General features: G+C 65.9%; 13 protein-coding genes. All 13 read right to left on the bottom strand.

The genetic code is table 11. The annotated features are described in order from the left end of the window. Nucleotides 1-154: 154 nt before the first annotated feature. The 13 genes from ACNKW1_RS13195 to ACNKW1_RS13135 all read right to left on the bottom strand — a co-directional run bounded on the left by ACNKW1_RS13195 (nt 155) and on the right by ACNKW1_RS13135 (nt 12,182). Nucleotides 155-580 (bottom strand): DUF192 domain-containing protein, encoded by a 426-nt coding sequence (locus tag ACNKW1_RS13195; protein WP_418365058.1) that lies wholly within the window; start codon nt 578-580, stop codon nt 155-157. Beyond that, nucleotides 577-1,488: a type II secretion system F family protein gene (locus tag ACNKW1_RS13190; RefSeq protein WP_418365057.1), complete on the bottom strand. Its 912-nt coding sequence runs from the start codon at nt 1,486-1,488 to the stop codon at nt 577-579. The genes ACNKW1_RS13195 and ACNKW1_RS13190 overlap by 4 nt, the downstream gene beginning before the upstream one ends. Next, nucleotides 1,485-2,333: a type II secretion system F family protein gene (locus ACNKW1_RS13185; RefSeq protein ID WP_418365056.1), complete on the bottom strand. Its 849-nt coding sequence runs from the start codon at nt 2,331-2,333 to the stop codon at nt 1,485-1,487. Before ACNKW1_RS13185 ends, ACNKW1_RS13190 begins: the two co-directional genes overlap by 4 nt. A gap of 79 nt (nt 2,334-2,412) precedes the next feature. Further along, the gene (locus ACNKW1_RS13180) at nt 2,413-4,101 is read right to left on the bottom strand and encodes an ATPase, T2SS/T4P/T4SS family (protein ID WP_418365055.1); all 1,689 of its coding nucleotides are present in this window, start codon (nt 4,099-4,101) and stop codon (nt 2,413-2,415) included. Nucleotides 4,102-4,116: 15 nt separating this feature from the next. Then, entirely contained in the window at nt 4,117-5,496 is a 1,380-nt protein-coding gene (locus ACNKW1_RS13175) for a type II and III secretion system protein family protein (RefSeq protein ID WP_418365054.1), read from the bottom strand. A 116-nt stretch (nt 5,497-5,612) separates the two neighbouring features. Then, nucleotides 5,613-6,464, bottom strand: coding sequence for a Flp pilus assembly protein CpaB (gene cpaB / locus ACNKW1_RS13170; RefSeq protein ID WP_418365053.1), 852 nt, complete (start codon nt 6,462-6,464; stop codon nt 5,613-5,615). Continuing rightward, nucleotides 6,461-6,643 (bottom strand): hypothetical protein, encoded by a 183-nt coding sequence (locus tag ACNKW1_RS13165; protein ID WP_418365052.1) that lies wholly within the window; start codon nt 6,641-6,643, stop codon nt 6,461-6,463. Before ACNKW1_RS13165 ends, cpaB begins: the two co-directional genes overlap by 4 nt. After that, nucleotides 6,640-7,347 (bottom strand): hypothetical protein, encoded by a 708-nt coding sequence (locus tag ACNKW1_RS13160; RefSeq protein WP_418365051.1) that lies wholly within the window; start codon nt 7,345-7,347, stop codon nt 6,640-6,642. Before ACNKW1_RS13160 ends, ACNKW1_RS13165 begins: the two co-directional genes overlap by 4 nt. Then, entirely contained in the window at nt 7,344-8,027 is a 684-nt protein-coding gene (locus ACNKW1_RS13155; RefSeq protein WP_418365050.1) for a hypothetical protein, read from the bottom strand. The genes ACNKW1_RS13160 and ACNKW1_RS13155 overlap by 4 nt, the downstream gene beginning before the upstream one ends. A gap of 89 nt (nt 8,028-8,116) precedes the next feature. Beyond that, nucleotides 8,117-9,490 (bottom strand): pilus assembly protein TadG-related protein, encoded by a 1,374-nt coding sequence (locus tag ACNKW1_RS13150; RefSeq protein WP_418365049.1) that lies wholly within the window; start codon nt 9,488-9,490, stop codon nt 8,117-8,119. A 24-nt stretch (nt 9,491-9,514) separates the two neighbouring features. Next, nucleotides 9,515-9,808 carry a hypothetical protein gene (locus ACNKW1_RS13145; RefSeq protein ID WP_418365048.1) on the bottom strand — a complete coding sequence of 98 codons (294 nt, stop codon included), beginning with the start codon at nt 9,806-9,808 and terminating at the stop codon, nt 9,515-9,517. Nucleotides 9,809-9,999: 191 nt separating this feature from the next. Further along, a complete protein-coding gene (gene ettA / locus ACNKW1_RS13140; RefSeq protein ID WP_418365047.1) occupies nt 10,000-11,664 on the bottom strand; it encodes an energy-dependent translational throttle protein EttA in 1,665 nt (554 codons plus the stop codon). Nucleotides 11,665-11,699: 35 nt separating this feature from the next. Next, on the bottom strand, nt 11,700-12,182 hold the full coding sequence (locus ACNKW1_RS13135) for a glutathione peroxidase (RefSeq protein WP_418365046.1): 483 nt from the start codon (nt 12,180-12,182) through the stop codon (nt 11,700-11,702). Nucleotides 12,183-12,243: the final 61 nt, after the last annotated feature.

The raw sequence follows: 12,243 nt of genomic DNA, 5'->3' as shown, positions 1-12,243 counted from the left end.
CGAGTTTGTGCTGAATTCCGCTCACCAGATTTCCTGCCACGCCAATGCTGATGAGAGGGCAGAGCGCGCGGTTTCGGGTTGGGCGGTCAGCGAGGTGACGGTCGTTTGATTCATGCTGGCAGCGTGCATGTCCGTCGGCGTGCGATGGGGTTCATCACGAAGCCTTGCAAGAAGACTTGTGAGCGGGCTTGAGAATGCGAGGATCGAGGCGTACGCCTGGGATCAGGCCGAGCAGCAGGGCTTGGCCTGCTGCCAGCTCGAGGGCTTGCGTGGCGCCGGTGCAGGCGGCGGCGCGCCACGGTTGGAGGGCCTCGACGAGCTTGAGGATGCGCCCTTGCCGGTCGAGGAAGACGATGTCGATCGGGTAGCGCATGAATGCGGTGTGTACCGAGGCGCAGGGCGTGAGCAGTAGCCCGTGCCCGGGGGCGGGTGGGGGCTTTCCGAGCAGGCCGCGCAGTCGTTCGGACCATCGCTCGGCGCGGTGGACGGTGAGTGGTGGCTGGGCGCCCGGCGAGTGCGACGCGGTGGTTTCGCGGATGCGCCGGGGAGTGGAGCGGGAGGGACGCTTGGTCAGGCTCACAGACCTGCCCCCATGAACTTCATCGCGATCGGGAACATGAGGATGGCGAACACGCACGGGAAGATGAAGAACAGCAATGGAAACAGCAGCTTGACCGGCGCCTGCATGGCGAGCTTCTCCGCCTGGGCGAAGCGTTCGGTGCGCCGTTGCTCTGCCTGGGCGCGCAGGATGGGGCCCAGGCTCATGCCAGTGGCCTCCGCCTGAATAAGGGTCGTTACGAAGTTCGACACTGCCGGCATGTCGAGCCGGGTGGCCAGTTCGCGCAGGGCTTCGCTGCGTGCGCGGCCGGCGCGCACGTCGCGCATCAGGCGGGCGAATTCGTCGCGAAGCGGGCCGGCGGGGCCTTTGGCGACGGCCTGGGCGATGGCACTGTTGAGGTTGAGCCCGGATTCGACGCACAGGGTGATGAGGTCGAGCATGAAGGGCAGGGCCTTGAAGGTCTGCCGGCGACGTGCCTGGATGCGGTCGCGTAGCCATACGTGCGGGAAGAGGAAGCCCAGTGCGAAGCCTGAGAGCTGCAGCCAGCCGAGGGGGCTTCCGAAGGTGTCGGCCAGCCACCCAGCGATGCCCGCACAGACCAGCGCCCACACCAGACATCCGGCCAGGAACTGGGCGGGGTCGAGAGCAAAATCGAGGCCGGCGAGGCGGAGCCGGCCAAGGATTGCCTGCGTGTGGCGCTCGGGCAGCAGCGCACGCAGGTAGTGTGCGAACCATTGCACTGGCCACCACACGAGGCGGTAGCCGGGAGGTGGGGCGTCGAGCCAGAGGCGGTCCTGGCGTGGGACGGCGGCTGCGGCGCGCGATAACAGCCACACGACCAACGTTACCGAAAGGCCTGCGGTCAGTGCGATGACGCCGATGACCCAGTGCGGCCCCGATGGCGGTACGGGAAAGGTCTCGGGGCTCATATGTCGATGCTCACGATACGGCGGATCAGCAGCACGCCGATGATCTCCATGATCAGCACGACCGCGAGCACGCCCCAGCCCAAGCGGGTGGTCCAGAGCAAGGACATGGCATCGGGCTCCATGCGGGCGAGCACCCACAGCAGGAACACCGGAAGCAGTCCCACGACCCAGGCCTGCAGCTTGCCTTGCGCGGTGAGCGCACGGATCTTGAGTTCCATGGCTTGCTGGCTGCGTAGTGTGGTGGCGGTGCGCTCGAGGGTCTCGGCCAGCCCTCCGCCGGTTTCGGATGCGATGCGCATGGCCGACACCATCAGCTTGACCGGCTGCGCCGGAACACGAAGGGCGAGGTTCTCGAGTGTGTCGTCCAGACTCACGCCCAGCCGCTGCTCATGCAGCAGAAGCATCAGCTCCTGTTGCAGGGGTGGGGCGAGTTCGCTGCTGACCTGGCGGATGGCAGCAGGCAGTGACAGGCCCGCGCGTGCGGTGCCGGCGAGCATCTGCAGTGCGTCGGGCAACTGCTGCTCGATGCGCGCGAGCCGGTGTGCACGCAGCCAGCGGAACACGACGCCAGGCGAAACCGCGAGCAGCAGCGCCACGATGACGGCGAGCGCGAGGCTGCCGCTTCCCACCCAGGTGCCACCGGCAGCCAGAACAGTCAGCGCCAGATTGAGCGCATAGAGCCGCGCCGGGTCGACGAAGAGGAAGAGCTCGCGCAGATGAAAGCCGGTCTCACGCGTGAAGCGGGTGCGCCAGGCTTGCAAGAGGCGGCTGCCGATATCGACCAGGGCCCATACCAGCAGCGCCACGGTGAGCGCGACGATGAGGAGGAGGATGGTGAGGTTCACCGGGCCACGCTCCTGTCGCCACGCGAGCGGCGCCCGGACCGAAGGTGGCGCCTGCCGTCGGTGGGGGGTGTGGGCGCGGTCATGCGTCCTGAGGTCCGTCGAAGATCGAGAGGTCGAGCGCCATTCCGGCGCCGCCCAGCGCTTCGTAGAACGCGGGTACGGCGTTGCACGCAGCGAAGCGGCTCAAGCTGCGGCCGTCCGTGTCGCGTCCGAGCTGCTCGTGGCGAAACAGCTCCTGGATCTGGATGCGCCCGGATTCGGTGCCAGCCACCTCGACGACGCCGGTGACCACCCTTTTGCCGTCGGGCATGCGCGCCTGTTGGACGACGATGTCTATGGCCGAGGCGATCTGCTCGCGGACTGCAGTGAGCGGTAGATCCATGCCGGCCATCATTACAAGGGTCTCGAGGCGGGCAAGTGCATCGCGCGGGCTGTTGGCGTGCAGTGTCGTGAGCGATCCGTCGTGGCCGGTATTCATGGCCTGCAGCATGTCGAGCGCCTCGCCGCCGCGGCACTCGCCAACGACAATGCGATCGGGGCGCATGCGCAGCGCGTTCTTCACCAGATCGCGGATGGCAACCTGGCCGCGACCTTCGGCGTTGGGCGGCCGGGCCTCCAGGCTGATCAGATTCGAGTGCGCCAGACGCAGCTCGGCAGCGTCCTCGATGGTGATGATGCGTTCGCCGTCGGGAATGAAATTCGACAGGACGTTGAGCAGCGTGGTCTTGCCCGAACCGGTGCCGCCCGAGATCAGGATGTTTCTGCGCTGCTGTACGCAGATGCGCAGGAACTCGGCCATCTGCGCACTGAGCGCGCCGAGCGCGACCAGGTCGCCGTGCGAGAACAGTTTGCGGCCGAACTTGCGGATGGTGAGGGCTGGGCCCTTGATTGCGAGTGGCGGAATGATGGCGTTTACGCGCGAGCCGTCCTTGAGGCGGGCGTCGACCATCGGAGACGATTCGTCGATACGTCGTCCGATCGGGGTGACGATGCGTTCAATGACGCCGAGAACCGCTCGGTCGCTGGTGAAACTGCCAGGGTGTCGTTCGAGCCGGCCATTGCGCTCGAGATAGATCTCATCGTGGCGGTTGACCATGATCTCGCTGATGGCCTCGTCGGCCAGCAACTCGTCCAGCGGACCTAGTCCAACGGCCTCGTTGAGTACGTCGCGACGCAGGCTGTCGCGGTCGAGTCCGTCAGGCAGTGCGGACTCCTTCTCGATGATCTCGATCAGTAGCGTCTCGGTCTCTGTGCGCAACTCGTCGTCGCTCATGCGCACGAGGTCGCGCCTGCGTAGATCGATGGCGTCGAGCAGGGCCTCGTGAATGTGCCTGCGCCAGTATTGGTCGGGGGTGAGGGCCGTGCTGCGCGCGTTGTGACTGGCGGATGCCGCGGGCGATGAAGCCGCTTGAGGCGCTTGCGGTGTTGTACCCGACCGTGGGCAAGGCGACGTTGATCCGATCGTGGCCTGTGGCTGCAGGTGATCCTCGATGACGAGAGTGAAGGGGCCGACCGTGATCCGATCGTCGGATGCGATCGGGCCGTGCTGCTGGATGCGGATGCCGTTGACGCTCGTGCCGAAGAACTGACCGAGGTCCTGGATGTAAAGCCCGGATTTGGTGCGGTAGATGCGCGCGTGCTCGCGCCCGACTTTCCAGCCGGGTAGCTGTACGCGGCACTCGCGCCCCTTGCCGATGACGGCCGAGGTTTCGCTGATCGACTCGATGCGAGGGGCCGTCTCGGGGTGGCGGATGGTGACCTGGAACATGCTTCGTGCCTTGGCTCAGTTGCCCGTCCACGGCGCTTTCCCGGGAATGTCCCGGTCTTCCACCGGCACGGCAGGCCAGGGGATGGCAGACAGATCTGGCGCACGTGCACGCGGTGCTGCTTCGAGTCGCTGGCGTGCCAGCAGCATGCGCTCCGCCTGCTCCAGCGTGTGCTTGTCCACCGCGTACGGCGTGACGAAAACGACCAGTTCGGTCTCGTTGTTCTGGAAGCGGCGCGACCGGAACAGCGAGCCCAGCACCGGGATGTCGCCGAGGAAGGGAACCTTGTCGATCGAGGCGTTGACGTCGCGGCTGAGCAGGCCGCTGAGCACGATGGTGCCGCCTTCCATGACGTTGAATTCAGTCTCGGTCTTGCGCGTGCGCAGCGCTGGACCGGCTGCGCCCATCACCGAGAGGTCGAGGTCGCTGACCTCGCTCATGATGCGGGCGCGAATGACACCGTTGTGGTCGACCCTGGGCGAGATCTCGAGGCGTATGCCGTAAGGCTTGAACTGGATTGTGGTGCCGTTGATGTTGCTTACGCTGTAAGGGAACTCGCCACCTGCCAGGAAGCTCGCTTCGGCGCCGCTGCGGGCGGACAGGATGGGCTGGGCAAGGATGCTGGCCGAGCCATTCTGCTCCATGAGGCGGAGCTGAGCGTTAAGCCCGGCGTTGATCGCCGAGAGGAGGTTGAGGCTGGACCCGAGCGGCACGGGGCCACCCGCGCCGTCCGGGTTCATGATCGGAGGGCTGTTCTCCGCGCCCGCGCGGATGTCGATCTGCAGCGGGGCGTTCCCGCGCCGGCCGGGCATCCAGACGCCGCCGATGGCTGCGCCGCCGGTAGCATTCCAGGCGAGCCCGACCTCGCGCAGCATGTTGATCGGGAATTCGGCGATCTGCACTTCCATGACGACCATCTTTTCCCAGCCGACCGGGTTGGCGAAATTGAGGATCTGCGGGTAGTGCTTGGTGAGCGCCTCGATGCGGGCCTGGTCCCGATCGCTCAGGTTGTCGCCTTCGATGACGATCTTGTCGCCGATCACGGCGCTGTGCGCGTTGGGAATGCCGGCGAGAAAGGCCGCGATCTCCCGATTGACGCGTGGGGTCTCGGACGGAACGACGGTGACTTTCAGTCTGCGGTTGCGACCGTCTGCGCTCCATATGTGGAGCGATGAAACGCCAAGTTCGTTGGCGATGAGCAGAATCTCGCGATCGTCGAGCACGGCCGCCGAGAGCACCTTGCCGTTGCCCACCGCCAGGCGTCCGGCGTTGGGTTCGGCAATGACGCGAGTTTCGCCCTGGAACAGGGTGAGCTCGGGCATGCCCTTGGCGAGGGCGGTGGGCACCAGGGCGAGCGCGAGGAGGAGTTGCAGCAGGGTTCGGGTCAGGCGTTGCATCGATTCAGTCGCGATGGAGAGAGGGCTGGGAAAAGAGGGCGTCGCGGGGGGCGTCCCGGCTCAATGGCAGCGGAGAGGTGCCAGGACGTGGTTTATTTGTGGGAACTGGGCTGGGGTCAGTCATGGGGTGTCTGGGCACGTGCGCTCATTTGCAGGCCGTTGGTGATCGGGCCGCCGCCATAAATCACGGGCACGGTGCTCACGGCGTTGCCGTCGCCTGTCGGGAGACCGAGCAGCTTGCGGGCGTCGGTGATCGCGCTGGATACGGCGGCAAGATCGTCCGGCGCGCGCAGCAAGGCGGTGACGCGGCCGATCTCGCGTGCGGCGATCACGCGCTTCGCATCCTCCGGTGATGTGTCGAGGGTGATGGTCGTGTAGCTGTGGCGCTGGGCCTCTCCGCCTGTCACACCAGGGTCGGCAAGGCTGCCTGTGGCGAGCACAAGAACGTTCTGCAGCAAGGTGAAGGTGAAGTTGCGCGTCTCATTGCGCGCCGAGACCACGATGTCGATGCGGTCGCCCGGCTCGACCATGCCCGAAAGTGAGCTGATTTCGTCCACCGGCACCGTTACCGCGCGCTGCCCGGCCTGCAGCCGGGCCGAGAAGCTCGGCGCACGGCGCCCTTCGAGTTGGGCCCACAGGATCGGCTCGCCTGCTGCAGCAGGATGGGCGAGCGCCGCGCCCTCTGCGCGGCTGAACTGGTCGGGTGTGATCGCGCTTGAGTGCGCCCAGGCGCGGGGAACCTCGCGTACGGCCACGGTTTCGGGGGTGATGCGCGCCCCGCCGGGCAGGTTGGACTTTGCAACGATCAGTTGCAGGGTCTCGGCGTCCCGTCCGCGCGCCTCGATCTCTGCCATCCGCTCGGACAGGTAGTTGCTGGCGGCGAAGGCGGCGAGTGCCCCCAATACGAGTGCGAACACCAGCAGGAGCCAGTGCTTGCGGGAGCGAGGCGGGGTGGTGGCTGAAGTCATAGCGGCAGGGAGAGGAAGGTGCTGAGGCGGCTGAAAGCGGTCTCGACGGCGGTGAGCAGGGTGTCGATCACCGAGTCGTCGCCTGCAGCGATGCCGAACAGCATCGTCAGCACAAGTAGCGCGACGAGGTACTCGGCGAGCGCCTGACCCTGTGCCGCGGATGAAGGCTTGCGGCTCATGGGCGTCGTGAGAGCAGGGTGAGGACGGCGTGGGTGGTGGCTTCGCGGCGCACGAGAACGATGCGTGCCTCGCCGGACGCTCCGCGGAAGGCCTGCACAAGCGAAGCCTCTCGGCCGGCAAGCGGAGGGCCGTCCGGGTGCAGTCCGCGCTGTGCGAGGCTGTCCGAGAGATGATCAAGGTTGGTGCGCAGGCCATGCGCATTTGCGATGACCAGCTGCCGCGAGGCCGTTTCGCCATCGATCGACTCCAGGTCCGAGATCAGCGTTGAGTTCGCGGGGAGTGCCAGTCCAATCGGCCGGGCGAGGGCCGGGTGTCCGGCCTGGCTGTCCGCCACCGCCACCAGTGCCTCGCTACCCCCTTCGGGTTGCGGCTGGATCGTAATGGTGATGAAGAAGTCGCCGCGCCCCTGGGCCAGCACCTGGGCGCCCCCGGCCTCGGCATCGGCCAGCGGCTTGCCGAGCACCTTCCGGTAGTGGGTGGCGAGTGCGCTGACGGGGAGCGCTGTCAGCACGCGCGAGATGCGCATCGGCGTCCCGTTCAAGCGCAGCTGATCGCCGATCGGCTCGATACGCGCATGCTGCGGGTGCTCGAGGACGGGCCATGCACCGGCCACGGATGTGGCAGATAGCCCGGAGAGGAGACTGAAAGCCAGTGTGCGCAGCGTCACGTTGAGGCCCGCTGGGATGGGGAATGCGAACTTCATCGGATGCGGTCCTCGGGAACGACATCTGGGTCGACACGGCCGATTTCGGGTAGCTGGCTACCTTCAAGCACCGCTGCGAACGGTCTGAGTGGCGAGATGACCGCGTCGAGCGGGCCGAACGGAAAGTGGCCGGCAGGATTCCACCGATCCCTGCGCAACACGGCCCGCACGCCTTCCGGTCCGGATGCGGACCAGCTGTCCACCAGGACGGTCGTATGTCGCTGGATCCGCAGCCCAAGCGCATCGAATGGCTCGAGCGCTGCGACATCCGCGACGGCGACCCGTACCGTGCCGGCGTGCAGGTTGTCGGTGTCCAGGCCCATGCCAGAAGCGAACACCGCGCCAACCGGTTGCGTAAGGGCCGCACGCTGGCTGACTGCACCGATGTTGGCCGCGAATGCGGGCAGCAATGGGTCGCCACGGTGGTCGGTCCACAAAGGGTTGCGATGGGCGCTGAAGTCGCCCGCCAGGTCGTCCGTCTTCACTGGCGCATCGCTCGTGCTGAAGAAGCGCCTCCTCACCTCATCTGCCAACTGGGCGTCGGATTTCCACGGCTGCAGGCTGCTGCCATGGCGGACCATGCCTTCGAAAGCGATATAACGACTGGCGCTGGCTGCGGCCTGAGCGATGTCGAGTTGTTTGCCCAGAAGCGGCACGATCAGGAACAGCGGCAGCAGCACCAGTGACAGTACGAGGAGCTCGACGGTGGACTGACCGCGGATGCGACAGGTGGATCGAGGACTCGGGTGCATCCCTTCGGAAAAGCGTTTCATGGGAGCTGGATGCCCCCTTGGCGGAGCTGAGCCTGGGCACGGGCTGCGGCCGATACCGGTGCGAGGCGCGCCTGCCAGTAGGGGTTGAAGAGACTGCCGAGCTCGGTACGCCCGGGATGTCGGGTGTTGCCTGCGTCGGGACGTTCGAAGAAAACCTCGACGCTCGAGATTGCCGCGCTCTCTCCGCCGGACATCGCGCCGTCGAACAACTGCAGCCGGCCCGCAGGCTTGATGCTGCTCGCGCCGCCCGAATAGCGCTGAACCGATGCAGGCTTGGTCACCCGGATGGTCAGGCGAGTGGTGGGCGCTTCCATTGCCAAAGCTCGGGCCGATAACGCACGAAAACTCGGGATGGCGCCGCCACCGAGCGTGCTTGGTGCAAAGCCCCGCGCCCTGCCTTCGGAGGCGTCAGCGCGTTCGCTTGCCCTGGGGTTGGTGCTGCGTGACCCGGCGTAGCTGTAGGCGCCGTCGACGAGGCCGTCGTCGGAAGCGGCGGTGCCGTAACCGATTGGTTGCTCGCTGCGGCGACACCGCCAGCGACGCACGCGGTAGTGGTGGGCCGAGAGTGTATCCATGGACTTCCAGCCGTCGACGAGGTCGATCAGTTCGGTGCTGCCGCGCTTGCGCAACTCGATCCCATGGCACAACACGACAAGTCCGAAGTTCCAGTTCCGGCTCTGGAGAAAGGCCTCGCGGCTGTCATGTACCAGCCTGCCCATGCGTTGGCGATCCTCGCGCGAGTTATAGGTGCGGCTGAAGCCGGCGAGGTCGTCGTCGATCGGGAGCGGGTCGACGGTGGCCTGCAAATCGTTCTCCCGCGCGATGCGTCGCATCAGGGCGAGGCGCCCGGAGACGGCCAGCGCGTCGCCCGGTCCGTGCATGATCTGTTGCGAGAGGGCGAGGGCCTGGATCGCTGCATCGTGACTTGCGACGGTGACCGCCAGGGCTGGCGTCAGGATGTCCATGATCCTTTCCATGTAGTCCATGGCCCGGGCGAGTGCGGTTCCGACGACGGGAATGAGGTACAGGTACGGGCCGATCGTACCGGCTGAGGTGCCCATGTACTTCGCCCAGGACGCCACGCCGACGGCCTGCCCGATGGCGATCTCGTTGGCGATGATGGCGCGGTTGGTGTAGGCGTCGTAGTTGAGCATCCGAGCCTCGAACACGCCGGCGCTATACGCGACTGCGTCGGCGGTGTTGGTGAGTCGTAGCTTTTCTTGCACGAGCTGACCGCTGTTGAACAGGAAGAGCGCGGTTGCGGCGATGGCGAGAAGCAGAACCGCGCCGAGCGGCAGGATTTGCCCCTGCTGGAGGCGCACCGCACGGGCATGCCCGGTGCCATGCCTGCCCATGCCCGCGCGGCTCACGATCCGGTCGACGATGGCGCCGGCTTACTTGCCGACCTGGTTAACGTAGGTGTCGAGCGTGTGTTTCTGGTTACCGACCGTCTTCGCCTGGTCTGCGGAGGTCTGCGCCGCATTCTTGGCCGCCGTGCCGTCCTTTCCGGACAGCTCCTGCGCGATCGCAGCGGTCTGGTTGCGCACTGTCTGCCCGAAGTACTGATACACCGCGATGGCGGCGACGGCGATCATCGCGACGATGATGATGTACTCGGTCATGCCCTGGCCGCGCTCGGCCTGGCGGCGATGGGTGTGCAGGGGGAGCCGAGGTGCGCGTGCTGACATGATCGTGCCGTCCGTGGATGAAAGATGCATGATGATGTCAAATGAAAAATGCATAGTCAATATGCAAATGGCGTTTGTTTGAATGGTTGGTGTGCGATCGCGTTGTTGGTGTTGTGCGCGCTGAAATGGAAAAAGCCCGCTGCAGGTTCACTGCAGCGGGCTTCGGGGGGGAGGGGGCGACGGGCGGGGCGTCAGCGCGCGATCGGCTTGTAGCGGATGCGCTTCGGCTTCGCGCCTTCCTCGCCCAGGCGCTTCTTCTTGTCCTCTTCGTATTCCTGGTAGTTGCCGGCGAAGAAGGTCCATTGCGAATCGCCTTCGGCTGCCAGGATGTGCGTGCAGATGCGGTCGAGGAACCAGCGGTCGTGCGAGATCACCAGCGCGCAGCCGGCGAACTCCAGCAGCGCGTCTTCGAGCGCGCGCAGGGTCTCGACGTCGAGGTCGTTGGACGGTTCGTCCAGCAGCAGCACGTTGCCGCCCTGGATCAGGGTCTTGGCCAGGTGCAGGCGGCCGCGTTCTCCGCCGGAGAGGTTGCCGACGATCTTCTGCTGGTCGCCGCCCTTGAAGTTGAAGCGGCCGATGTAGGCGCGGCTGGGCATCTCGAAGCGGCCCACGGTAAGCACGTCGGCGCCGTCGGCAATCGCGTCGAACACCGTCTTGTCGTTGGCCAGCCCCTCGCGGGTCTGGTCGACGGCGGCGATCTTGACCGTGCTGCCGATCTCGACCGTGCCGGAGTCGGGCGTGTCGCGGCCCTCGATCATCTTGAACAGCGTCGATTTACCCGCGCCGTTGGGGCCGATGATGCCGACGATGGCGCCCGGCGGGATGCTGAAGCTGACGTTGTCCATCAGCAGCTTGTCGCCGAAGGCCTTGCTGACCCCGTGGAACTCGATGACCTTGTCGCCCAGGCGCTCGCCGGGCGGGATGAAGATCTCCTGCGTCTCGTTGCGGCGCTGGTACTCGACGCTCGCCATCTCCTCGTAGCGGGCCAGGCGGGCCTTGGACTTGGCCTGGCGCGCCTTGGGGTTGGAGCGCGCCCATTCCAGCTCGGTCTTCATCGCCTTCTGGTGCGCGGCTTCCTGCTTGGATTCCTGCGCCAGGCGCTCGCCCTTCTGCTCGAGCCAGGACGAGTAGTTGCCCTTCCACGGGATGCCGTGGCCGCGGTCGAGTTCGAGGATCCACTCGGCGGCGTTGTCGAGGAAGTAGCGGTCGTGAGTGACGGCGACCACGGTGCCGGGGAAGCGGGTGAGGAACTGCTCCAGCCAGTCGACCGATTCGGCGTCGAGGTGGTTGGTCGGTTCGTCGAGCAGCAGCATGTCGGGCTTGGACAACAGCAGCTTGCACAGCGCGACACGGCGCTTCTCACCGCCGGACAGGTTGCCGATGACGGCGTCCCACGGCGGCAGGCGCAGCGCGTCGGCGGCAATCTCCATCTGATTCTCGACGTCGTTGCCGGCGGTGGCGAGTATGTTCTCGTACTTCGCCTGTTCCTCGGCGAGCTTGTCGAAGTCCGCGTCCGGTTCGGCGTAGGCAGCATAGACTTCTTCGAGCTTCTGGCGCGCTTCCATGATCTCGCCGAGCGCGGACTCGACCTCTTCCTTCACAGTCTTGGCGGGGTCGAGTTCGGGCTCCTGCGGCAGGTAGCCGATGCGTTGGCCGGCGAGCCACTGCACTTCGCCGTCGTATTCCTTGTCCACGCCGGCCATGATGCGCAGCACGGTGGACTTGCCCGAGCCGTTGAGGCCGAGCAGGCCGATCTTGGCGCCGGGGAAGAAGGAAAGGGAGATGTCCTTGATGATCTGACGCTTGGGCGGAACGATCTTGCTCACGCGCAGCATCGACATGACGTATTGGGCCATGGGGGAGGTCCTGCCGAGTCGGAAAAGGCAGGAGTCTACAGCATCCCCTCGATGTCCTTCACCAGTTCCTCTGGCGTCGTGGTTGGCGCGTAGCGCTCGATCTGCTGGCCGTCGCGGCTGACGAGGAATTTGGTGAAGTTCCACTTGATCGCCTCGGTGCCGAGGATGCCCTTCGCGTGCTGCTTCAGGTGCTTGTATAGCGGGTGGGCGCCGTCGCCATTGACGTCGATCTTGGCGAACATCGGGAAGCTCACGCCGTAGTTCTTTTCGCAGAAGGCGCCGATCTCCTCGGCGCTGCCCGGCTCCTGCGCGCCGAACTGGTTGCACGGGAAGCCGAGCACCACGAGGCCGCGTTCCTTGTAGGTCTGGTAGAGCTTCTCCAGGCCGGCGTAGTGCGGGGTGAGGCCGCACTGGCTGGCGGTGTTGACGATCAGCAGAACCTTGCCAGCGTATTCACCCAGCTTCGTGGTGCCGCCGGTGAGGCGTTCGACTTCGATTTCGTGGAGGGAAGAAGGCATGTGGGGCTCCATCTGAGGGAGGGGTCAGGATTTGTTCGAGCCCCACATGCGCAAAAAGTTT

Origin of the sequence: Thauera sp. WH-2 (genome assembly GCF_048321015.1) — a bacterium.
Lineage (GTDB): Bacteria > Pseudomonadota > Gammaproteobacteria > Burkholderiales > Rhodocyclaceae > Thauera.
Note: the sequence above shows the minus strand (reverse complement) of the source record. Positions and strands in the feature narration are given on the sequence as shown.